Raw genomic sequence first — 24,221 nt, forward strand, 5'->3', positions numbered from 1 at the left:
TGGACTGCCGGCGGCGGAACGGTGCAGGCTTGTCGCGGCCGGTGAGACGCGGCAGGCGGACGCTGGCCCGAACGCACGAACCCTCAGGGGGAGGGTGATATGGACATCATCGGCCGCGCCGGCCACACGGCCCGCGGAAGCGACGCAGGCGCTCTGTGCAAGGCACCGCTGGGTCGGCGGGGGTCGCCATGAACGACCTGAGCCCCTCGGATCTCAAGACGATCCTGCATTCCAAGCGCGCGAACATCTATTACCTCCAGCATTGCCGGGTGCTGGTCAACGGCGGCCGCGTCGAATACGTCACCGATGCGGGCAAGCGGTCGCTGTACTGGAACATCCCGATCGCCAACACCACGACGATCCTGCTCGGCACCGGCACGTCTATCACCCAGGCGGCGATGCGCGAGCTGGCCAAGGCCGGCGTGCTGGTCGGCTTCTGCGGGGGCGGCGGCACGCCGCTGTTCTCGGCCAACGAGACGGATGTCGAAGTGGCCTGGTTCTCGCCGCAGAGCGAGTACCGGCCCACCGAGTACCTGCAGGCCTGGGTGAGGTTCTGGTTCGACGACGACCTTCGGCTGTTCGCGGCCAAGGCGTTCCAGCGCGCGCGGGTGGCGCGCCTGCGCGAACAATGGGCGCACCGGCACCTGCGCGAGGCGGGCTTCGCCGCCGACCTGGGCCGCCTGGACGAGCTGCTGCAACGCACCGGCCGGCAGATCGAGCTCGCCCAGGACAACACGGCGCTGCTCGCCGAGGAGGCCCGCCTGACCAAGGCGCTGTTCAAGCTGGCGGTGGACACCGTCGGCTACGGCGACTTCGCCCGCGCCAAGCGCGGCACGGGCAGCGATCCGGCCAACCGCTTCCTCGACCACGGCAACTATCTGGCCTATGGCCTGGGCGCGACCGCCACCTGGGTGCTTGGGCTGCCGCACGGGCTGGCGGTGCTGCACGGCAAGACCCGGCGCGGCGGCCTGGTGTTCGACGTGGCCGACCTGGTCAAGGACGCCAGCATCCTGCCGCAGGCCTTCCTGTCGGCCATGGGCGGCGACGACGAGCAGGCGTTCCGGCGCGGCTGCATCGAAGCGCTCGCGCGCAGCGAGTCGCTCGACTTCATGATCGACACGGTCAAGTCCGTGGCGATGGAGACGGCGGGCAAGGCATGAACGTCCTGCTGATCTCCCAGTGCGACAAGCGCGCCCTGACCGAGAGCCGGCGCATCCTCGACCAGTTCGCCGAACGCCGTGGCGACCGGACCTGGCAGACGCCGATCACCCAGGCCGGCCTGGATACCCTGCGCAAGCTGCTGCGCAGGACCGCGCGCAAGAACACCGCCGTGGCCTGTCACTGGATCCGCGGCCGCGACCACAGCGAGCTGCTGTGGATCGTCGGCGACGCACGCCGCTTCAACGCCGAGGGCGCGGTGCCCACCGACACCACCGTGCGCAACGTCCTGCGGCGGGAGGACGAGAACGATTGGCACACCGCCGAGGACATCCGCCTGCTGGCGCAACTGGCGGCCCTGCTGCACGACCTGGGCAAGGCCAGCGTCGCCTTCCAGGAGCGCCTGCTGGGGAAACTGCAGGAACGGAACCTGTACCGGCACGAGTGGGTGTCGTTGCGGCTGTTCCTGGCCTTCGTCGGCAAGGACGACGACGCGACGTGGTTGGGCCGTCTCGCCGATGCGGACGTGTTCGACGAGCGACTCTGGATCGCCGCCGAGCGCTACCAACGCGACGGGCTGGATGCGCGCGACAGGCACCCGTTCCGCGACCTGCCTCCCCTGGCGGCTGCCGTGGCCTGGCTGATCGTGTCGCACCATCGCCTGCCGGTGGTGCCGGTCAAGGATCCGGAAACCGGAAAGCAGGAATGGCTTGGAAAACGTTATCGAGGCTCGGTTGCCGAATGGCTGAACACGCCACTGGATCAGGTCGCACACGACTCGAACGAGATTTACCAATCCGCCGAACGCGCGCAGGTTGAATCCTATTGGCAAGCTGCCGGCCCTCTTCCGGTCGTTGAGCCCAAATGGCGCGCACAAGCCGCGCGCCTCGCCAAGCGGCTACTGGAACGTCATCCACAACGCGACGGCAACTGGCTCGACAACCCCTACGTCATGCATCTGGCCCGCCTGAGCCTGATGCTGGCCGACCACCACTATTCCGGCCTGCCCAAGGATTCGCCGTTGCGGGTGAGGGGCGACGGCAACACCCGCCTGTATGCGAACACCGACCGCGACGGCCACCTCAAGCAGCCGCTGGACGAACACCTGCTCGGCGTTGCCCGCGATGCGGGCCTGATCGCCCACGCCCTGCCCGGCTTCGAACGCCATCTGCCACGTCTGGCCAACCATCGCGGCCTGCGCAAGCGCAGCGCCGACCCGCGCTTCTCCTGGCAGGACAAGGCCGCCGATGCCGCCACGTCGCTGCGCGATGCCGCACGCGGGCAGGGGGCCTTCATCGTCAACATGGCCTCGACCGGCTGTGGCAAGACGTTGGCCAACGCCCGGATCCTCTACGCCCTGGCCGATCCGCAGCAGGGGCTGCGCGCCACCTATGCGCTCGGCCTGCGCACCCTGACCCTGCAGACCGGCCGCAGCTATCGCAACGACCTGCATCTTGGCGAAGACGAGCTGGCGGTCCGTGTCGGCGGCTCGGCCAGCCGTACTCTGTTCGAGTACTACGAGCGGAAGGCCGAAGCGCAGGGCTCCGCGTCGATCCAGGACCTGATCGAAGAGGACAGCCACGTTCTCTACGAAGGCGTCGTCGCCGACCACCCCCTGCTGTCGCGCGCGCTGCACGACCCTGACATCCGCAACCTGCTGTCGGCGCCGATGCTGGTCTGCACCGTGGACCACATGGTGCCCGCGACCGAAGCGCTGCGTGCCGGACGCCAGATCGCCCCGATGCTGCGGCTGATGAGCGCGGACCTGATCCTCGACGAGCTGGACGACTACGACCTCGACGACCTGCCCGCGCTGACCCGGCTGGTGCACTGGGCCGGCATGCTCGGCACGCGCGTGGTGCTCTCCTCGGCCACGCTGCCGCCGGCGCTCGTGGAGGGCATGTTCCTCGCCTACCGCGCCGGGCGCATCCATTACCGCCGCAATCGCGGCGATGACGCGGGACAACGCCCGGAACAGGTCCAGGTGCCGTGCCTGTGGGCCGATGAGTTCGGCGCGCAGGTCGCCACCTGCACGGACGGCGATGCTTTCGCCAGGCAGCATGCGCAGTTCGTCGGCAAACGTGCGGCGAAGCTGGAGAAGGCCGAACCGCTGCGGCGGGCCGAGCTGGTTCCGCTGGACATCGCCAAGGGCGTTCCCAAGGCAGAACTCCGCACGGAATTCGCCCGGCACGTGCACGCGGCGTGCCTGCGCCTGCACGGCGACCACGCCGAAACCGATCCGGTCAGCGGCAAGCGCGTCAGCTTCGGCATCGTGCGCATGGCCAACATCGACCCGCTGTTCGACGTGGCGCAGGCACTGTTCGCCATAGGCGCACCGGCTGGTAGCCACATCCACCTGTGCGTCTACCACGCGCGCTTCCCGCTGCTTCAGCGATCCGCCATCGAGCAACAACTCGATGCGGCCCTCAATCGGCGCGGCGACGGGCAGGGCGTCTATCGGCTGCCGGCCATACGCGCCGCCCTCGATGCCCACCCGGAAGGCGACCACCTGTTCGTCGTCCTGGCTTCGCCCGTCTGCGAAGTCGGTCGCGATTGGGACGCCGACTGGGCGGTGGCCGAGCCCTCGTCGATGCGCTCGTTGATCCAGCTTGCAGGGCGTGTGCAGCGGCATCGCTGCAAGCGGGGCGAGCGACCGAATCTCCTGGTGTTCGAGCGGAACCTGAAATCGCTGGAAGGCCGGCTGCTGGCCGGCGGTCATCCGGCGCCCGTCTTCGTCCGTCCCGGCTTCGAGCGGCACGACGACACCCATCGCTTCCGCCTGCGCTCCCCACGCCTGGAGCGGGTGCTGTCGCCGGACGAGTACCGCACGCTCACCGCGCTGCCGCGCATCCGCCCACGACCCGAATCCGAATGGGCCAGCCGCGAACGGCTCGTGGACCTGGAGCAGGCGCGCATCGCCGCCGGCATGCTGCCCAGGCAGCGCATGCCCGGTTCGGTGGCGCCGCCGATGGATGCGCCCATGGAGCGCGACGAGTCCGCATGGTCGTGGCAGTACCCGAAGGCGGCCCTGACCGGTGTGCTGCCGCAACAGCAGCCCTTTCGCGAGGACACGCTGCGCAAGACCACCGTGGCCTTCCTGCCTGACGAGGACGAGGAACGCCTGGTCCTGCATCGCGTCGAGGACGACCCGCTCCGGCGCGGCCGGAGCCTGTACGTCTCCATCGACCGCAGCCTTCGCCAGAACGTGAAGCTCGATCCCGGCGCTCGCATCGATGTCTGGGGCCAGTTCGACCTGATGGCGTTGCTGGCCGAGCAGGCCGAGCACCTCGATCTGCCCCTGGCCACCTGCGCCGAGCGGTTGGCGACCGTGGAGGTTCCCGAGAGCGCCCAAGGGTGGCGGTATCACTCTTGGCTGGGGTTTGGAGAGAAGAAGTGAAGGGGCATCCATGCCTCAAGACTGCCTACTCGGCAGTAAGCCGAAGCTGGAACTTCGACTGCTATTTTCTGAGCTGCCTTCTCGGCAGTTTGGAACTTCGACTGCTATGGATTTGCAAGCGCGTTCCTATCCGTGTAGCTTTTAAAGGGCCGGGGCATTGGTGCGAACAATGCCCCGGCCCAGATCACAGCTTGCCGGTTGGGGCCGGCCTTGAAATCCAAGGAGGTAAAGGTGATGGGTGGTTCTCATCTGCGTAGAAGATCGTTAGGGAGCGCTTGCTCCCCATAGAAAACCTCCTCACCCACGGCGCGCTGCTGTGGGTGAGTCTACAGACTAGACCCATCAGGGTCGAATGAAAGGACTCTCCTAATGAGTGAAGAATCGGAACGTGGGTCACGCTCCGAGCTTTTCCGCTCGGCCATCGCCGCGTTCATCGATGCGCGGCGCGAGGCCAAGCTGAAAGGCAAGGAGGACGATGCCGACGGCGCATCGAAGTACGAGTACGGGGTGTGGCTGGCGGATGCGGCGCGCCGGGTTGGCCAGATCCAGGTCGTCACCCACGTGCTCAAGGCCACCCATCCGGACGCGCGCGGCAGCAGCCTGCACGTTGCCCCGGCCAAGCTGCCGCGGCACGCGGAGGTCGGCAGCCATCTGCTCGGCGAGGACTTCGCCGAGGACGTGGTTGGAAACGCCGCCGCACTGGACGTGTTCAAGTTCCTCAAGATCGAAGTCGATGGTCGTCGCTTGCTGGACTGGATGCAGTCCGGCGACGCCGATCTGCGCAGCGCCCTGCATCCAGACCCCACCGTCGCATCCGGGTGGATGGAGGCCTTCGGCGGCCTGGTGCGCAGCGAATCCGCGCCCGCATCGCATGGGGCGGCCAAACAGGTGTACTGGCTCATCGGCGGCCGACCTTCGAACGACGCCGACTACCACCTCCTGCAGCCGCTGTTCTCCAGCAGTCTGGCCCATGCCGTACATGCGGACATCCAGGATGCCCGCTTCGGCGAAACCAACAAACTGGCGCGGCAAGCCTTCCGGGCCAAGGAGGCACATGAGGCACCCTACCGCGACTACCGCAACCTGGTCGCGCGCAAGCTGGGGGGGACGAAGCCACAGAACATCTCCCAGCTCAACAGCGAGCGTGGCGGCATCAACTACCTGTTGGCGTCGCTGCCTCCCCCCAGGTGGGACCAGGACAGGTTCCGACAGCTATTGAACGTGGAGACGGCCCTCGACCGGTTCGCCCACTTCAAGGGCGTGCGCTTCCTGGTGAGTACGCTGGCCGACTTTCTGCTCTCCAATCCCGCTCCGACCATCGACACGCGGAACCGGCGCGAAGCCATCGAGCAAGCCCTGGGCTTCCAGTTGCCCGTGTTCGCCGCCAGCATCCAGGCCAACTCCGAGCCCGGCTGGACCCGCAACCCGGACTGCACGCTTCCGCTCTGCGAACAGCTCTGGCTCGACCCCGAGCGCATCGAATTGCCGTCGCGTGCGGGACATGAACAAGAAGACGAAGACTTCATCGCCGCCTATCACCGCGGCGATTGGCAAGACGAAGTCGCCGGCCGCTTCGCCAACTGGGTCAACGCCCAACTGCGCGAAGCCGGACTGACCACCGTCGGCGATGCCGAGTACAAGCATTGGGCCGGGCTGGCCATCGTCGATGCCGCCTGGCCGGTACCGATGCAGCGCCGCGCTCCAGCGGGAGTCGAGGCATGAGCGCGTGTCCCCGCTTCAGCCACCTGCTCGTACTGCCGCACCTGCACGTGCAGAACGCCAACGCCGTTTCGAGCCCGTTGACGCATGGGTTCCCGTCGATGACGGCGTTCCTCGGCGCGATGTGGGCATTGGAGCGCAAGACCCAAGCAGCCGGCCTCGACCTGGCGTTCAAGGCGGTCGGCGTGGTCAGTCACGGTCACCAGGAGCAGGTCACCGAAGGTGGCTTCGTCAAGGCATTCCGGCTGACCCGCAACCCGGTCGGCAAGGACGGCGGCACCGCCGCCATCGTCGAGGAAGGCCGCATCCATCTGGAACTGAGCCTCGTGCTCGGCGTCGACAGCGAACGCTGGAGCCGCGAACCGGAAGCGCGCGAAGCCGATCTCGCCACCGTGGCGGAGCTGCTTGCCGGCATGCGCATCGCAGGAGGCACCCTGTTGCCCCCCACCCAACCAGGCCGGTTCCGCTACCGTCCCTGGAGTCTGGACCTGACCGGCACCGAAAGCGATCGACAGGCCGAGTTCCGCAAGGCGCGCATGCGGTTGCTGCCCGGCTTCGCACTGGTATCGCGCGAGGATCGGCTGGATGCACGGTTGGCCGAGCTGCAGGCCGAGAAGCCCGCGTCCACCCGCCTCGATGCATGGCTGTCGCTGTCGCGGATCAACTGGCGCTACCAGCCGGGCGAGAAAGACGGCAAGGGCGAATGGCTCAACGACCGCAAGGGCCAGGGCTGGATCGTGCCGATCCCGGTCGGCTATGGCGCGCTCGGCGAGCTGCATCCGGCAGGCAGCGTCGCCAACGCGCGTGATGCGGACACGCCATTCCGCTTCGTGGAAGGCCTCTATTCGGTTGGGGAATGGATCAGCCCACACCGGCTGCAAACGCCCCAGCAACTGCTCTGGTATGCGGACAGCCAACCCGAGATCGGCCTCTATCGCTGCCGCAACGACTACCGCCCCGCTGCCGACGCGCTCGAGCAGCTCTACGACTTCGACTGACAGTCATCCGACAAGGAATCCCATCATGTCCAAAGACCTCAAGACCGCCTCCGTCCTTGCCTTCGAGCGCAAGCTCGATCCCTCCGATGCGCTGTTCTTCGCGGGCGACTGGGCTGCGCGCGGCGAGTCCACCACCTGGCAACCAGTGAAGATCCGCGAGAAGTCGGTGCGCGGCACCATTTCCAATCGGCTCAAGACGAAGGACCAGGACCCGGCCAAGCTCGATGCCGCCATCGAGAACCCCAACCTCCAGACCGTGGACGTAGCCGCCCTTCCACTGGAGGCCGACACGCTCAAGGTCCAGTTCACCCTGCGCGTGCTCGGCGGCACCGGCGAGCCCTCGGCCTGCAACGACGCCGACTACCGCAAGAAGCTCGTCGCCACTGTCGGCGGCTACGTGCAGCAGCACGGCTTCGGCGAACTGGCGCGGCGCTATGCCGCCAACCTCGCCAACGGCCGCTTCCTGTGGCGCAACCGCATCGGCGCCGAGCAGGTGGAGGTGCAGGTCGCACACCTGAAGGATGGCAAGGCCGCCACGCAGTGGACGTTCCAGGCACTCGACCACTCCCTGCGCGAGCTGTCCGCACCGGCCGGCGGGGCCGAGGGGGTGAGCGCCTTGGCGACGGTGGTCGAGTCCGGCCTGGCCGGCAATGCGCATGTCCTGCTTCAGGTCACGGCCTTCGTGCGCGCCGGTGCGGGCCAGGAAGTCTTTCCCTCGCAGGAGCTGATCCTCGACCGCGGCCGGGGCGACAAGAGCAAGACGCTGTACGCCGTCGGCGAAGGCGAGAAAGCCATTGCCGCAATCCACTCGCAGAAGATCGGCAACGCCCTGCGTACGATCGATACCTGGTACCCCGGCGCGGATGAGAACGGACCGATCGCCGTGGAGCCCTACGGCTCGGTCACGACCCAGGGCAAGGCGTACCGTCAACCGAAGGACAAGTTGGATTTCTACAACCTGCTGGACAACTGGGTCATCAAGGACAAGGCGCCCGACCTGGAGCAGCAGCACTTCGTCGTCGCGACCCTGGTCCGCGGTGGCGTGTTCGGCGACGCGGGCTGATGCCATGGATCATTACCTGGAGTGCCGCCTGCGCCGCGACCCGGAACTGACGCCTCAGCATCTGCTCAATGGCCTGTACGCCCGACTCCATCGCGCTCTTGCGCAGTTGGGCTGCCAGGACATCGGCGTCAGCTTTCCCGAACACGACGACAGCAAACCCACACTGGGAGGTCGCGTGCGTCTGCATGGCTTCGAAGCGTCGCTACGGACACTGATGGCAACCGGCTGGATCGAGGGGATGCTCGATCACCTGCATCTGTCGGCGATCACTCCCGTTCCTACGGGTGTCCAGCATCGGCGGGTAAGCCGGGTACAGGCCAAGAGCAGCCCCGCCCGGCTTCGCCGGCGCGCCATGCGTCGCCACGGACTCGACGACGACACTGCGCAGCAGCGCATTCCGGACACGGTCGCCAAGCGGCTCATGCTCCCCCATGTCGTCATCGGAAGCCGCAGCACGGGACAGCCCACGTTTCCGCTCTTCGTTCAGCACGGCCCCCTGCTTCCCGAGCCGGTGTCCGGTGCCTTTAACAGCTACGGCCTGAGCCGGGAGGCGACCGTTCCCTGGTTCTGACCCTTTTCTGAGCGAGCCCAATCTTCGGCCATCTTTCAATCACTTAGCGGCCGACCTCCTGAAAGGGAGGTCGGCCTTCTTTTGCCTCATACGCTAGAGTTGGCGCGGCTTCCGGTGCCATGGCTTCTAGTTCACTGCCGTGTAGGCAGCTCAGAAAATCGCTCGCGAGCTGCGCACGGCCATGGGCGCGTTCACTGCCGTGTAGGCAGCTCAGAAAGCGTCGTCCCGGCAGTTCTCGCTGGACATGCCGTTCACTGCCGTGTAGGCAGCTCAGAAATTGCGCTCCTTGAAGGCGTAGTCCGTCTTGAGGTTCACTGCCGTGTAGGCAGCTCAGAAAGTCACCGCCGTCACCAACGTCACCACCGTCACGTTCACTGCCGTGTAGGCAGCTCAGAAAGCGGACGCCAGCAACACCGCGTACTTCTCGATGTTCACTGCCGTGTAGGCAGCTCAGAAATCGTCCACGAACAAATGACCACCCGGAGGAATGTTCACTGCCGTGTAGGCAGCTCAGAAAACAACGACGAACGCGATCAGCGCCCTCTTGGCGTTCACTGCCGTGTAGGCAGCTCAGAAAGTCGTGGAGGGCAACCACACGGGCAACCCCGAGTTCACTGCCGTGTAGGCAGCTCAGAAAAGTCGGTGAGCCGCATGCCTGCGGCCCTGCTCGTTCACTGCCGTGTAGGCAGCTCAGAAACGGATGGGGTCAGCGAGCACGACTGGCGTTTCGTTCACTGCCGTGTAGGCAGCTCAGAAATCCAGTGAGTACGGCAGGGTTCGGCTGGTACCGTTCACTGCCGTGTAGGCAGCTCAGAAATTCGTGTCGCCGGACGCCGGAATGGTGGCGGTGTTCACTGCCGTGTAGGCAGCTCAGAAACGTGGCCGGCTCCGTACCCGGGGCTTGCGCTCGTTCACTGCCGTGTAGGCAGCTCAGAAAGCGTCAGGGTCCAGCGCTCCCGGCTCACGCTCGTTCACTGCCGTGTAGGCAGCTCAGAAAAGCCCGCCGTGCTTGCGCGCGATGGCGTCGAGGTTCACTGCCGTGTAGGCAGCTCAGAAAATGTGCCCGATGCGCCGGCCGCCGCGCAGGAGGTTCACTGCCGTGTAGGCAGCTCAGAAAATGACGGCGACATCGGGCCGGACATCGCGTTCGTTCACTGCCGTGTAGGCAGCTCAGAAAGGCGACTGCGCCCACGCGGCGAGCACCGGCGAGTTCACTGCCGTGTAGGCAGCTCAGAAAGCGCAACACCTGAAGGAGCGAGAGGACGATGCGTTCACTGCCGTGTAGGCAGCTCAGAAACAGATGTAGTGCTGGTTGACGCCGACGAGCCAGTTCACTGCCGTGTAGGCAGCTCAGAAAGAACGGCACGTAGCCGCCAGCCACGGGCTGGTGTTCACTGCCGTGTAGGCAGCTCAGAAACCGGCACATCAGGGGAGAGGATCCCGACCTTGTTCACTGCCGTGTAGGCAGCTCAGAAAGTGGCCCGTCTGGACAGCTATCGCCAGATAACGTTCACTGCCGTGTAGGCAGCTCAGAAAGTACGTCCAGGCGCGCGAAGAGATGGAGCGCCGTTCACTGCCGTGTAGGCAGCTCAGAAAAGCTCGCGGCTCTCCTGCACGGGGCCGCTACGGTTCACTGCCGTGTAGGCAGCTCAGAAATTGTCGTCGCGGTTGATCGCGAGCGCCGGCGAGTTCACTGCCGTGTAGGCAGCTCAGAAAGGCGCGATCTGGGGCGACTACGACGAGGGCGAGTTCACTGCCGTGTAGGCAGCTCAGAAAGTGTGCAGAAACACAGCGATGTCGGGCAGGTCGTTCACTGCCGTGTAGGCAGCTCAGAAAAAGGACCGCGACGAGGCGATCAAGCGCGTCGCGTTCACTGCCGTGTAGGCAGCTCAGAAAGCGCACGAGGTAGCGCAGTTCCCACACGCCCGGTTCACTGCCGTGTAGGCAGCTCAGAAATGCTCAACCGCCTGCGCGGTCTCCGGGGCCTGGTTCACTGCCGTGTAGGCAGCTCAGAAAGACACCAGCCTGCCGCCGTAGCCCCACTGAGTGTTCACTGCCGTGTAGGCAGCTCAGAAAATCGCAAGGCGCGCGGTTGGTCGTATTCCGTGGTTCACTGCCGTGTAGGCAGCTCAGAAATGGGACTTTGCCGACCTCGCCCGTCCTCGGACGTTCACTGCCGTGTAGGCAGCTCAGAAAGCCGGCCATTTGCCGGACGGCGAAGTGGACGAGTTCACTGCCGTGTAGGCAGCTCAGAAAGTTGCCGTTACTGGGCAAAGATCGTTCGCGCGGTTCACTGCCGTGTAGGCAGCTCAGAAAATCGTCGTCAGGCCCTACAGCGTCGATGGAATGTTCACTGCCGTGTAGGCAGCTCAGAAAATGCGGAATAATCCAGCGCGGCTTTGTAGGCGGTTCACTGCCGTGTAGGCAGCTCAGAAAAGGGTGAGGCCGGCGCCTCCGCCCAACCCGCCGTTCACTGCCGTGTAGGCAGCTCAGAAACGCACGGCGCGCGCGACCGCAGGGATGCTGCCGGTTCACTGCCGTGTAGGCAGCTCAGAAAGCGCTGAGGCCGGTCGCGAATGCCGCGAGTAGGTTCACTGCCGTGTAGGCAGCTCAGAAACAGTCCTGGACGTCGTCGACGATGTGCATGGGGTTCACTGCCGTGTAGGCAGCTCAGAAAAGCTCGCGCAGGGCGAGTTCCATTTCCACGGGGTTCACTGCCGTGTAGGCAGCTCAGAAAATCACCGTCTGCAGGGGCTCCGTGGCCGCCGCGTTCACTGCCGTGTAGGCAGCTCAGAAATCGTCGAACTCGATGCAGGCCAGAACCTTCATGTTCACTGCCGTGTAGGCAGCTCAGAAAAAACGCGCATGCACGCCGGAAAGGTCCACACCGTTCACTGCCGTGTAGGCAGCTCAGAAAGCGAAGGCCTGCTGCACCGGCGCTTTACGCACGTTCACTGCCGTGTAGGCAGCTCAGAAATTCCTGATCGCGGTCAGCAGATGCGGGTTCGTGTTCACTGCCGTGTAGGCAGCTCAGAAACACCGAGGGGTCCGACGGATGCGCCCAGGGGGCGTTCACTGCCGTGTAGGCAGCTCAGAAATGACCGGCCACCCGCAGTTCGGCGCTCGATGAGTTCACTGCCGTGTAGGCAGCTCAGAAAAAGAGCCAACAGCCCGAACAGCATGAGTCGCCGTTCACTGCCGTGTAGGCAGCTCAGAAATCGCTCAGTCGGCTTGGGAGTCGTATGAGCGAGTTCACTGCCGTGTAGGCAGCTCAGAAACAGCACCGCCCCAGCAAGGCCAGCCCAAAACAGTTCACTGCCGTGTAGGCAGCTCAGAAACAAATTCACCCAGCGGTGGCAGCGCCGGACAGCGTTCACTGCCGTGTAGGCAGCTCAGAAAGCAAGCAGGCTCGGCGGATGCGAATGACAGATGTTCACTGCCGTGTAGGCAGCTCAGAAACGTCGATGGCTCCCGAGGCCGGTCCACGGCCGGTTCACTGCCGTGTAGGCAGCTCAGAAATTCGCCGACGGTCTCGGTCGCGGCGAAATCGGGTTCACTGCCGTGTAGGCAGCTCAGAAAATCGCGCGGTGCAGGTCGGAGAGGTTCGCGTTGTTCACTGCCGTGTAGGCAGCTCAGAAATTCGAGCCCGGCGCGTCTCTTCGCGCCGGGGCGTTCACTGCCGTGTAGGCAGCTCAGAAATGCCGGACGTGGGGCGCGACGAGTGCGGCCGCGTTCACTGCCGTGTAGGCAGCTCAGAAAGGTCGGTTCGAGAACGCGGACATCGGGACCCTGTTCACTGCCGTGTAGGCAGCTCAGAAAGCGATGCGCTGCGTCGCGAGCTCGCCACGCCGGTTCACTGCCGTGTAGGCAGCTCAGAAAGGCCGCTTCGTCCAGCCCCGACGCCAGGCGCCGTTCACTGCCGTGTAGGCAGCTCAGAAAACCGGAGACCGCACCGTGTCTGACCTCGCAATGTTCACTGCCGTGTAGGCAGCTCAGAAAACGCCTCGATCCACCGGCCGGTGGTGTCGTCGGTTCACTGCCGTGTAGGCAGCTCAGAAATCGCGCTCGATCAGCGCGATGACCCGTTCCCGGTTCACTGCCGTGTAGGCAGCTCAGAAATCGATGCGCTTCGTGCGGTAGACCTTGCCCAGGTTCACTGCCGTGTAGGCAGCTCAGAAAATCACGCCCGGCGGCGACCTTGTCGTCACTGAGTTCACTGCCGTGTAGGCAGCTCAGAAAAAGCGCATCGTGTACGACCAGGCCCCGGCGAAGTTCACTGCCGTGTAGGCAGCTCAGAAAGCAATCCTGGGTCCGATGTTCCTGCGGTCGCTGTTCACTGCCGTGTAGGCAGCTCAGAAAATCCAGGGCACGCCGTACGTGATCGTGGACATGTTCACTGCCGTGTAGGCAGCTCAGAAAAGGTCGGCAGTTCAAGGCAGGCCCCTGGATTCGTTCACTGCCGTGTAGGCAGCTCAGAAATGACCGACCTGCCCCAGCCAGGAGACAGCCTCGTTCACTGCCGTGTAGGCAGCTCAGAAAGCGTACATCGCCCACTCGAAGGCGGGGTCCTCGTTCACTGCCGTGTAGGCAGCTCAGAAAGACACATCGGCGATGAGCTGGTCGATCTCGCCGTTCACTGCCGTGTAGGCAGCTCAGAAAACCATACGCCAGTGCGAGCCGGCGTCCACGGCGTTCACTGCCGTGTAGGCAGCTCAGAAAGCGCTGCGGCGGCTTGGGTGCCGCTTGCCGCGGTTCACTGCCGTGTAGGCAGCTCAGAAAGCGGCCGTCCCCGCAAAGACAGCCACCTGGCGGTTCACTGCCGTGTAGGCAGCTCAGAAAATGACCGACCATCTGACCATCCCCGCCGCCATGTTCACTGCCGTGTAGGCAGCTCAGAAAACAAGGCATTCGCGAGCGCCGCCGAAGCGCGCGTTCACTGCCGTGTAGGCAGCTCAGAAAACAATCAGCGGCGCGCTGGCAACGAGGGACGGGTTCACTGCCGTGTAGGCAGCTCAGAAATCGACCAGGCACTCCCTGCCTCGTTCCATCATGTTCACTGCCGTGTAGGCAGCTCAGAAATGCAGAGCGCCTCGGCGACGCTTTCGGAGTAGGTTCACTGCCGTGTAGGCAGCTCAGAAATGACACCTTGAATCGAGGAGCAAAGCGATGAGGTTCACTGCCGTGTAGGCAGCTCAGAAAGCACCCATGACCGCACCGCCACAATACACGTCGTTCACTGCCGTGTAGGCAGCTCAGAAAGCCGGAGCCCGTGAGCAATTCCGGCCGCAGGCGTTCACTGCCGTGTAGGCAGCTCAGAAAAACGAATTGGCGAATGTCCGCGCTGCCGTGGCGTTCACTGCCGTGTAGGCAGCTCAGAAATCCGTGGATCGCGATGCGCGCTTCCTCTTCCGGTTCACTGCCGTGTAGGCAGCTCAGAAATTCCGACATCATCCGCGCTGCGGGCCTTATGCGTTCACTGCCGTGTAGGCAGCTCAGAAAGGTTCCGAGGCGGGCGAGGAGGCAGCCGACGTGTTCACTGCCGTGTAGGCAGCTCAGAAAGTTGAGTAGTGGACGGCGCGCGCGGCTTAGGAGTTCACTGCCGTGTAGGCAGCTCAGAAAAGTGGGAGCCAGCGTCCACCGCCCGAATGCGGGTTCACTGCCGTGTAGGCAGCTCAGAAAATCGTGCTACTCGGCATGCTAGTCGCGGCGGCGTTCACTGCCGTGTAGGCAGCTCAGAAAATGCGGCCCGCTCGCGCATCATATGCTCCGCGGTTCACTGCCGTGTAGGCAGCTCAGAAATGTTCTGCTGGGAGACCGTCAACGACGCCAAGGTTCACTGCCGTGTAGGCAGCTCAGAAACGGGAGACACCCCGCCGCATGGGCGCCGTCGAGTTCACTGCCGTGTAGGCAGCTCAGAAACCTGACTGCCGCAATGGCGCACACGCCGTGCGGTTCACTGCCGTGTAGGCAGCTCAGAAAGAGCACGTCGAGCAGCGTGGACTTGAAGTCCTGTTCACTGCCGTGTAGGCAGCTCAGAAACGCTCCTGCATGTCCGCGAAATCGGCGAGCATGTTCACTGCCGTGTAGGCAGCTCAGAAACTGCAGGGCGACAAGCCGCCGCCTGCGCAGCCGTTCACTGCCGTGTAGGCAGCTCAGAAATACTCGCTTGAAGTTGTCGCGCGCGCTGCGTGGTTCACTGCCGTGTAGGCAGCTCAGAAAACTCCACGGCGTAGCCCATGCCGCGCATCGCGGTTCACTGCCGTGTAGGCAGCTCAGAAAGTGCTTAGGCGGACGACCCCGCTTGCGGGCAAGTTCACTGCCGTGTAGGCAGCTCAGAAATGTGGCGCCGCCCGACCCGGACCCGCCCGAAGGTTCACTGCCGTGTAGGCAGCTCAGAAAGCAATCCTCAAGCATTCCGAAGCCCTCGCCACGTTCACTGCCGTGTAGGCAGCTCAGAAAACTGAGCTCGATGTAGACGCACCATTCCGGCAGTTCACTGCCGTGTAGGCAGCTCAGAAAGCATGCAGCTCGCCGATGATGCGGCCAGCGTCGTTCACTGCCGTGTAGGCAGCTCAGAAAATGGTCCGCACCGGTTTTCGATGGGCAAGCGAGTTCACTGCCGTGTAGGCAGCTCAGAAAGAAGTCCTGCGAGATCAGCACGATGTCCATGCGTTCACTGCCGTGTAGGCAGCTCAGAAATGGACACGGCGATGGAGACGCCGCCCAACGCCGTTCACTGCCGTGTAGGCAGCTCAGAAACGCATCGCACGCGTGCATCAGGACGGCACCACGTTCACTGCCGTGTAGGCAGCTCAGAAACTCCACAAACGCCGGCAGTGCGAGGGGCAGCCGTTCACTGCCGTGTAGGCAGCTCAGAGATGGTCGATGTCATCGCGCAGCCGCGGTGCGTGCTCATTGCCCTGCAGGCAGCTCAGAGAGCCAAGGCTATATCTGACGGGAGAGAGCGGGAGTTCGCTGCCGTGCAGACAGCAGGCCGCCCAGAAGACGAGGGCGCCCTTCGCCATTGTCCCCGCCCCGCGCGTTGACCTGCACCCGGGCCGGGCGTAAGGTCGGCCGGCCGAGGTTCCATCGCTTCATCCGCATGTTGCGATGGACTAAGAGGGAATCCGGTGGAAATCCGGAGCTGCCCCGCAGCGGTCAGCGGAAACGAACGCCGTCACGGTGACGCGGCAACGCGCATCGGGAAACGCACTGGGCGGGCACGCCCGGGAAGCGATGGCCAGTAGGTGGGAAGGCGCAGCCTTGCCGTGTCCGCGAGCCCGAAGACCTGCCCCGGCCGCGGCGCGCAGCAGCGCGCCGCGTGTCTGCCGGGCGTCCCGCGGGGGAGGTGCCGGCACGTGCGCGACCGCCGGCCCGCCGGCGGCGTCGCGGCGTGCCGCTCCGCGGGCGGCCGGTCGTCCCGACCCGACCGCACGGAGTTCCGCATGTCCACCGTCACCCTCCTCGGCTTTCCCCGCATCGGCCGCCGCCGCGAACTCAAGAAGGCGCTCGAGGCCTACTGGCGCGGCGAGAGCGACGCCGCCGCCCTCGCCGAGACCGCCCGCACGCTCCGCCATCGCCACTGGACGCTCGCGCGCGACGCGGGCGCCGACGTGGTGCCGGTGAACGACTTCTCCCTGTACGACCACGTGCTCGACACCGCGGTGCTGTTCGACGCCGTGCCGGAACGCTATCGCGCGCTGGGCGACCCGCTGGCGATCTACTTCGCGATGGCGCGCGGCCACGCGCGCGACGGCCACGACCTGCCGGCGCTGGAGATGACCAAGTGGTTCGACACGAACTACCACTACCTGGTGCCCGAGCTGCATGCCGGGCAGCGCTTCCGCCTCGCCGGCGACGCGCCGCTGGCGCAGCTGCGCGAGGCCCGGGCCGCCGGCCACGCGGCGCGGCCGGTGCTGCTGGGGCCGGTCAGCTTCCTGCTGCTGTCCAAGACCGTCGACGGCAGCGCGCCGCTGGACCTGCTGGACGCCCTCGTGCCGGCCTATCGCGCGCTGCTGGACGGCCTGCACGCAGAGGGCGCCGAGTGGGTGCAGATCGACGAGCCCTGCCTGGTCCTCGACCTCGATCCCGCGGCGCGCGCGGCCTGTGCCCGCGCCTACGCGGCGCTCGCCGGCACCGGGCCGCGGCTGCTGCTGGCGACCTATTTCGGGGCGCTCGGCGACAACCTCGACCTCGCCGCCCGGCTGCCCGTGGCCGGCCTGCACGTGGACCTCGTGCGTGCGCCCGGACAGCTCGATGCGGTGCTCAATGCGCTGCCGCCATCCGCCACGCTGTCCCTCGGCGTGGTGGACGGCCGCAACGTCTGGGCCGCCGATCCCGATCGCGCCCTGCCCCTGGTCGAGCGCGCCCGCGCGCGGCTCGGCGACGACCGGCTGTGGATCGCGCCGTCCTGCTCGCTGCTGCACGTGCCGATCGACCTCGACGAGGAGACCCGGCTCGATCCCGAACTCAAGGGCTGGCTGGCGTTCGCGCGACAGAAGATCGCGGAGTGCCGCTGCCTGGCGGACGCGGTCGCGGGCGACCTGGGCGCGCGCGCCGCGCTCGACCACCGCCGCGCGCTGGTGGCGCAACGGCGCAGCGCCGCGCGCGTGCTGCGGCCCGAGGCGCGCGAGCGGGTCGCGGCGCTGGACGCGGCCAGCACGTGGCGCAGCGCCGACCTCGACACGCGCCGCCGGCTCCAGGCCGAGCGCTTCGGCCTGCCGCTGCTGCCCACGACCACCATCGGCTCCTTCCCGCAGACGCCGGCGCTGCGCGCAGCGCGGGCGGCGCACCGGGCCGGCCGGCTGGACGATGCAGGCTACGCAGGGGTGCTGCGCGACGAGATCGCGCACGCCATCCGCGTGCAGGAAGCGCTGGGGCTCGACGTCCTGGTGCACGGCGAGGCCGAGCGCAACGACATGGTCGAGTACTTCGGCGAGCAGCTCGACGGCTTCGCCTTCACCCGCCAGGGCTGGGTGCAGAGCTACGGCTCGCGCTGCGTGAAGCCGCCGATCCTGTTCGGCGACGTCGCACGCCCGGCGCCGATGACCGTGGCCTGGAGCCGCCATGCGCAGTCGCTCACGGCGCGCCCCGTGAAGGGCATGCTGACCGGGCCGGTCACGGTGCTGCAGTGGTCGTTCGTGCGCGACGACCTGCCGCGCGAGGCGGTCTGCCGCCAGCTCGCGCTCGCCCTGCGCGACGAGGTGGGCGACCTGGAGGCGGCGGGCATCGGCATCGTGCAGATCGACGAGCCGGCGCTGCGCGAGGGCCTGCCGCTGCGGCGGGCGGACTGGCCGGCCTACCTCGACTGGGCGGTGGCCTGCTTCCGCATCGCCGCGGGCGGCGCGGCGCCGGCCACGCAGATCCATACCCACATGTGCTACGCGGAGTTCAACGACATCATCGAGGCGGTGGCCGCGCTGGATGCCGACGTCATCTCCATCGAGACCAGCCGCTCGCGCATGCAGTTGCTCGACGCCTTCGTGCGCTTCCGCTACCCGGCCGGCATCGGGCCCGGGGTCTACGACATCCACTCGCCGCGGGTGCCCGACGCGGCGGAGATGCAGGCCCTGCTCGAACGCGCGCTGGAGGTGCTCGACCCGGCGCAGGTCTGGGTGAATCCGGACTGCGGGCTCAAGACCCGCGGCTGGCCCGAGGTCGAGGCCGCGCTGGCGCACATGGTGGCCGCGGCGCGCACGCTGCGGGCGGCGCTCGTGGCGGCGTAGGCCGTCGGCGTCGAGGGGCTTCCGGCCGCGGCGGCCGGGGCCTCCCCTGCCAGGCGGGGCGGGGACGGCAGGGGCGGGATGGGGCCGGTCCGGGCGGGCGCCGGTGCCCGGCACCGCGCCGGACGACGCCGGGCTCAACCTCCGGCGCATGCGGCCGATAGGGAGGCCGAGCTGCGCGCATGCGTCCGCGCGCCGGCCCGCCCGCCCCCGCCTGGAATCCGGCATGTTCGAACTGATCCTCTGCGCCGCCGTGCTCACCGCCGTGGTCACCGTCACGGTGCTGCTGACCCTGCTGTCGCGCCGCCGCCTGGAGATCACCGGACTGGAAGGCGCGCTGGCCGAGGCCGAGGCGCGCCATCGCGCCGACCGGCAGACCCTGCAGCAGGCCCTGCACGAGGCACGGCGGCCGGTGGTGATCGCCCCGCCGCCGGACCGTCCGCGCGCCCTGCCTTCGCAGCGCGGCGGGGCGGCCCAGGACAAGCGCGTGCTGATCGAGCTGGTCGCGCCGCCGTCCACGCCGTGGCGGGCGGTGATCGACCGGCTCGAACCGGTGGCCCGCACCCTGCTGCAGGCCGCGGTGACCGACGACCTGCGCGGGCTGCAGGGCTGGAACGGGAACAGCGAGGTGGGTTTCGCCTTCGGCGTCGCCGGCACCTATCCCTACCCCACCCTGCCGCGCATGCGCCACGGCACCGCCGGCACCACCCGCAGCGAGAGCGCCGCCACCCGTGCCCTGCTGCCGGTGGACGAGCTGGTCCGCAAGGCGCGGCTGGAGGAACTGCAGGCCAACTACCTGGGCGGCGCGTTCAAGCAGCTCCAGGCCCTGCGCGAGGCGGCCGAGATGCTCTACCGCCTGGGGGAGGTCCCCGGCCTGGACCAGCGCGCGCTGCTGCGCACCCTCGAGTCCGCCGACCTCTACCTGTGCAAGTTCGTGGAGCTGGTCGAGCCCGCCGCCACGGGCGAGATCGCGCCCCCCATCGACCCCGACACCGGGATCACCCCGCCGCCGGGCGCGCTGCCGCTGGACGAGCTCTACCAGCGGCTCGACGGCAAGGCCGCCGGCGCCTGCCCCAATTCGCCCCTGGCGGTCGCCGGGGACGGCGCGCCGCCGCGCCAGTGGCAGGTGGATACCGCGCGCACCTTGCCGGAGGGCGGGCATCCGCTGGAGCCGGTCTACGAGACCCCGGGGGAGACGATCCGGCCCCCGGTGCGGGCGGTCGCCGCGGGCTGATCCGCGTCCCAGGACCGCCTGCGACGACGAACGGTCGCCGTCGCAGCCGGCGAGACGGCCGGAAGGCATCGTCGGTGCATCCGGACACCGCCGTCGCGACACGTTACGTGCCGCCGCTGGAACGCTGCGAAGCCCGCTCCCGCGGGGCCCTGCAGCGGTTCGTCGGCGCTATCAGGCACTTGCGTGTCAAGGCCCTGTAAACACCAAATCTTGTGTTGACCCCTCCAGGGCACCCCACTATCTTGGGTGCCCTGCGGCCGCCGACCGGACCGTCGGCGCGCCTTCGCGCCCTGTCCGGATCCGACCGCAGGCCGCCGGCCACGCCGGCCGCCCGCAGTACCCGTGCGCCACGCACCGCCCTTCCGTTGCCACAAGGACGCCACGCCATGAATCCAGTCGATGCCGTCGCCCCCACGACGTCCGAGCCCGCGAGCGCTGCGCGCGAACCGGCCGCTGCGCGCACCGACGCGCCCGCCTTCAACCTCACCGCGCCGCACTCCGCCAGTGCGATGACGGTGACCAAGCGCAACGGCAAGCGCGAGCCGGTCGACCTGAACAAGATCGTCCGCGCGATCACGCGCAACGCCGACGGGCTGTACGAGATCGACCCGATGCGCGTGGCCACGCGCACCATCTCGGGCCTGTACGACGGCGCGACCACGCGCGAGCTCGACGAGCTGTCCATCCGCACCGCGGCGCTGCTGATCGGCGAGGAGCCGGAGTACGGCCGCCTGGCCGCGCGCCTGCTGGCCGACTACATCGACAAGGAAGTGACCGGCCAGGAGATCCACGCGTTCTCGCAGTCGATCGCCCGCGGCCACGAGCTGGGCCTGATCTCCGACCGCCTGCTGAACTTCGTGCAGACCCATGCGCGCAAGCTCAACGCGACCATCGACAAGGACTACGACAAGCGCTTCGACTACTTCGGCCTGCGCACGCTGTACGACCGCTACCTGGTGCGCCACCCGACCGCGCGCCACGTCATCGAGACGCCGCAGCAGTTCTTCATGCGCGTGGCCTGCGCGCTGTCCGAGGACGTGCAGGACGCGCTCGCCCTGTACCACCGCATGGCCTCGCTGGACTACATGCCCAGCTCGCCGACCCTGTTCAACGCCGGCACCAGCCACGAGCAGCTGTCCTCGTGCTTCCTGCTGGACTCGCCGACCGACACCCTGGAGTCGATCTACGCGCGCTACGCCGACGTGGCGATGCTGTCGAAGTTCTCGGGCGGCATCGGCCTCAGCTACACCCGCGTGCGCTCGCGCGGCTCGCTGATCAAGTCCACCAACGGCCACTCCAACGGCATCGTGCCGTGGCTGAAGACGCTCGACTCCTCGGTCGCGGCGGTGAACCAGGGCGGCAAGCGCAAGGGCGCGGCCTGCGTCTACCTGGAGCCGTGGCACGGCGACATCGAGGAGTTCCTCGAACTGCGCGACAACACCGGCGACGAGTCGCGCCGCACGCACAACCTCAACCTGGCCAACTGGATCCCCGACCTGTTCATGAAGCGGGTCGAGGCCGACGGCATGTGGTCGCTGTTCGATCCCAAGGTCGTGCCCGAGCTGACCGACCTGTGGGGCGAGGCCTTCGAGCGCGTCTACGAGCAGGCCGAGGCCAAGGGCCTGGCGATCCGCCAGGTGAAGGCGCGCGAGCTGTACGCGCGGATGATGCGCACGCTGGCCGAGACCGGCAACGGCTGGATGAACTTCAAGGACAAGTCCAACCGCGCCTGCAACCAGACCGCGAAGCCGGGCAACGTGGTGCACCTGTCGAACCTGTGCACCGAGATCCTCGAGGTCACCTCGCAGTCCGAGACCGCGGTGTGCAACCTCGGCTCGATCAACCTCGGCCACCACGTCGAGATCGGCCCGAACGGCGCGGCGACCTTCGACTTCGAGAAGCTCGCCGAGACCGTGCGCATCGCGATCCGCCAGCTCGACCGCGTGATCGACCTCAACTTCTACCCGATCGACACCGCCCGCCAGGCCAACCTGCGCTGGCGCCCGGTGGGCCTGGGCGCGATGGGCCTGCAGGACGTCTTCTTCAAGATGCGCCTGCCGTTCGACTCGGACGCCGCGCGCAGGCTCTCGGCGAAGATCGCCGAGGAGATCTACTTCCACGCCCTGGTCGCCTCCAGCGAACTGGCCGTCGAACACCAGCCGCACCCGTCGTTCAAGGACACCCGCGCGGCCAGCGGCGAGCTGCAGTTCGACGCCTGGGGCGTGGTGCCCGAGGACACCGCGCGCTGGGACGCGCTGCGCGAGCGCATCAGGACCACCGGCCTGCGCAACTCGCTGATGATCGCGATCGCGCCGACCGCGACCATCGCGTCGATCGCCGGCTGCTACGAGTGCATCGAGCCGCAGGTGTCCAACCTGTTCAAGCGCGAGACGCTCTCGGGCGACTTCATCCAGATCAACAAGTACCTGGTGGCCGAGCTCAAGAAGCTGGGCCTGTGGACCGCCGAGCTGCGCGACCGCATCAAGCTGGCCGACGGCTCGATCCAAGGCATCGCCGAGATCCCGGAGTCGCTGCGCCTGGTGTACCGCACCGCGTGGGAGCTGCCGATGCGCTCGCTGATCGACATGGCGGCCGACCGCGGCGCCTTCATCGACCAGTCGCAGTCGCTCAACCTGTTCATCGAGAGCCCGAACATCGGCCAGCTGTCCTCGATGTACATGTACGCCTGGAAGAAGGGCCTGAAGACCAGCTACTACCTGCGCTCGCGCCCGGCGACCAGGATCACCAAGACCACGGTCTCCTCGCCGGCCAAGGCCGCCGTCGACCAGACCCAGGCCAACGCCGCGGTGGTGTGCTCGCTGGAGAATCCCGAGAGCTGCGAGGCCTGCCAGTAAGAACGGAGGAGCGAGTGGGAGGAGTGAGGAACGAGGGCATCAGCCCTCGACCTGCGCGACCTCCCTCCGCCTCCTTCGCAGCACCGTCAGCATGCGACTGATTTCGTCCATCAGCCCCCGCGCCTCCACGGTGTCGGTGCGGGGGCACCAGCCGAGGTCCTCGCACAGTGTCAGCAGCGTTTCCGCTTCCGACAGCGATCCATGCGCGACAGCCAGCAGGTGGGCCTTGTCGCGTGCGGATTCCCGCGTCCAGCCTTCGGCGATGTTCGCGGCTACCGATACCGCCGCACGCGTGATCTGGCTGCGCATCCCGTAGCGCTCCTCACCCGGCAACAGCGACGCCAGGGCATAGATCTCCCGCGCCAGCGCCATTGCCTTCTGCCACACCACTGCCTTCCGGTAATGCACATGACCTCCAATGTCACCGAGAGCACGGCTCCCTCCGTTCCTCACTCCTCCTCACCCACTCCTCGAGTGCGCCAGATGCTGCTCGATCCCGGCTTCGAACTGACGCTGCGCCCGATGCGCTACCCGCAGTTCTACGAGATGTACCGGAACGCCATCAAGAACACCTGGACGGTGGAGGAGATCAACTTCCAGATCGACATCACCGACCTGCACTCGAAGATGACGCCGGCCGACCGGCACCTCATCCACCGCCTGGTCGCGTTCTTCGCCACCGGCGACTCGATCGTGTCGAACAACCTGGTGCTCAACCTCTACCAGCACCTCAACGCGCCCGAGGCGCGCATGTACCTGTCGCGCCAGCTCTACGAAGAGGCGCTGCACGTGCAGTTCTACCTGACCCTGCTCGACAACTACCTGCCCGACCCGGCGGAGCGCGCCAAGGCGTTCGCCGCCGTGGACAACATCCCGTCGATCAAGAAGAAGGCCGACTTCTGCTTCAAGTGGATCGACTCGATCCAGAACCTCCACCGCATCGAGACCCGCGAGCAGCGCCGCCAGTTCCTGCTGAACCAGATCTGCTTCGCGGCCTGCATCGAGGGGCTGTTCTTCTTCGCCGCCTTCGCCTACGTGTACTACTTCCGCTCGCGCGGCCTGCTGCCGGGCCTCGCCTCGGGCACCAACTGGGTGTTCCGCGACGAGAGCGCGCACATGGACTTCGCGTTCGAGTCGGTGCGCGTGGTGCGCGAGGAGGAGCCCGACCTGTTCGACGCGGAGATGAAGCAGCAGGTCTACGACATGCTGGCCGAGGCCATCGAGTGCGAGGTGCAGTTCGCCGAGGACGTGCTCTCCGGCGGCGTCGCCGGCATCTCCACCCGCGACATGCGCCAGTACCTGCAGCACTGCGCGGACAACCACTTCGCCAAGCTCGGCATGGAGAAGGTCTACAACGTCCGCAACCCGCTGCCCTTCATGGAGCTGCAGGACATGCAGGAGCTGACCAACTTCTTCGAGCGCCGGGTGTCGGCCTACCAGGTCGGCGTGCAGGGCGAGGTCAGCTTCGACGAGGCGTTCTGAGCCCCCGCGCGATGCGACCGGA

At 66.8% G+C, this 24,221-nt stretch carries 11 protein-coding genes, 1 CRISPR repeat array and 1 riboswitch; of the genes, 10 read left to right on the plus strand and 1 reads right to left on the minus strand.

Features of this window, described 5'->3' with window-relative positions; translation table 11 throughout:
- Window positions 1-188: 188 nt before the first annotated feature.
- The 9 genes from cas1f to ACFO3Q_RS12525 all read left to right on the plus strand — a co-directional run bounded on the left by cas1f (window position 189) and on the right by ACFO3Q_RS12525 (window position 22,717).
- Window positions 189-1,160 (plus strand): type I-F CRISPR-associated endonuclease Cas1f, encoded by a 972-nt coding sequence (gene cas1f, locus ACFO3Q_RS12485; RefSeq protein WP_377005051.1) that lies wholly within the window; start codon window positions 189-191, stop codon window positions 1,158-1,160.
- Complete coding sequence (cas3f, locus tag ACFO3Q_RS12490) at window positions 1,157-4,555, plus strand: type I-F CRISPR-associated helicase Cas3f (protein ID WP_377005052.1); 3,399 nt, start codon at window positions 1,157-1,159, stop codon at window positions 4,553-4,555. The genes cas1f and cas3f overlap by 4 nt, the downstream gene beginning before the upstream one ends.
- A gap of 369 nt (window positions 4,556-4,924) precedes the next feature.
- A complete protein-coding gene (gene csy1 / locus ACFO3Q_RS12495; RefSeq protein WP_377005053.1) occupies window positions 4,925-6,277 on the plus strand; it encodes a type I-F CRISPR-associated protein Csy1 in 1,353 nt (450 codons plus the stop codon).
- A complete protein-coding gene (gene csy2, locus ACFO3Q_RS12500) occupies window positions 6,274-7,272 on the plus strand; it encodes a type I-F CRISPR-associated protein Csy2 (RefSeq protein ID WP_377005054.1) in 999 nt (332 codons plus the stop codon). The genes csy1 and csy2 overlap by 4 nt, the downstream gene beginning before the upstream one ends.
- Window positions 7,273-7,297: 25 nt before the next feature.
- A complete protein-coding gene (gene csy3, locus ACFO3Q_RS12505) occupies window positions 7,298-8,335 on the plus strand; it encodes a type I-F CRISPR-associated protein Csy3 (RefSeq protein ID WP_377005055.1) in 1,038 nt (345 codons plus the stop codon).
- Window positions 8,336-8,339: 4 nt separating this feature from the next.
- Window positions 8,340-8,906 (plus strand): type I-F CRISPR-associated endoribonuclease Cas6/Csy4, encoded by a 567-nt coding sequence (cas6f, locus tag ACFO3Q_RS12510; protein WP_377005056.1) that lies wholly within the window; start codon window positions 8,340-8,342, stop codon window positions 8,904-8,906.
- A 129-nt stretch (window positions 8,907-9,035) separates the two neighbouring features.
- A CRISPR array of direct repeats spans window positions 9,036-15,844; the repeat unit is 28 nt; unit sequence GTTCACTGCCGTGTAGGCAGCTCAGAAA.
- Window positions 15,845-15,970: 126 nt separating this feature from the next.
- Window positions 15,971-16,216, plus strand: a riboswitch (cobalamin riboswitch).
- Window positions 16,217-16,351: 135 nt separating this feature from the next.
- Entirely contained in the window at window positions 16,352-18,631 is a 2,280-nt protein-coding gene (metE, locus tag ACFO3Q_RS12515; RefSeq protein WP_377005057.1) for a 5-methyltetrahydropteroyltriglutamate--homocysteine S-methyltransferase, read from the plus strand.
- Between the two features lie 223 nt (window positions 18,632-18,854).
- Window positions 18,855-19,862 (plus strand): hypothetical protein, encoded by a 1,008-nt coding sequence (locus tag ACFO3Q_RS12520; RefSeq protein ID WP_377005058.1) that lies wholly within the window; start codon window positions 18,855-18,857, stop codon window positions 19,860-19,862.
- 509 nt (window positions 19,863-20,371) lie between these two features.
- The gene (locus tag ACFO3Q_RS12525; protein ID WP_377005087.1) at window positions 20,372-22,717 is read left to right on the plus strand and encodes a ribonucleoside-diphosphate reductase subunit alpha; all 2,346 of its coding nucleotides are present in this window, start codon (window positions 20,372-20,374) and stop codon (window positions 22,715-22,717) included.
- A gap of 39 nt (window positions 22,718-22,756) precedes the next feature.
- Here the strand turns inward: ACFO3Q_RS12525 and ACFO3Q_RS12530 are convergent, their stop codons facing one another.
- Window positions 22,757-23,125 carry a four helix bundle protein gene (locus tag ACFO3Q_RS12530; protein WP_377005059.1) on the minus strand — a complete coding sequence of 123 codons (369 nt, stop codon included), beginning with the start codon at window positions 23,123-23,125 and terminating at the stop codon, window positions 22,757-22,759.
- A gap of 75 nt (window positions 23,126-23,200) precedes the next feature.
- Between ACFO3Q_RS12530 and ACFO3Q_RS12535 the strand changes: the two genes are divergently transcribed.
- Window positions 23,201-24,199 carry a ribonucleotide-diphosphate reductase subunit beta gene (locus ACFO3Q_RS12535; protein ID WP_377005088.1) on the plus strand — a complete coding sequence of 333 codons (999 nt, stop codon included), beginning with the start codon at window positions 23,201-23,203 and terminating at the stop codon, window positions 24,197-24,199.
- Window positions 24,200-24,221 lie beyond the last annotated feature (22 nt).

The sequence above is a fragment of the Coralloluteibacterium thermophilum genome, assembly GCF_042654365.1.
Lineage (GTDB): Bacteria > Pseudomonadota > Gammaproteobacteria > Xanthomonadales > Xanthomonadaceae > Coralloluteibacterium > Coralloluteibacterium thermophilum.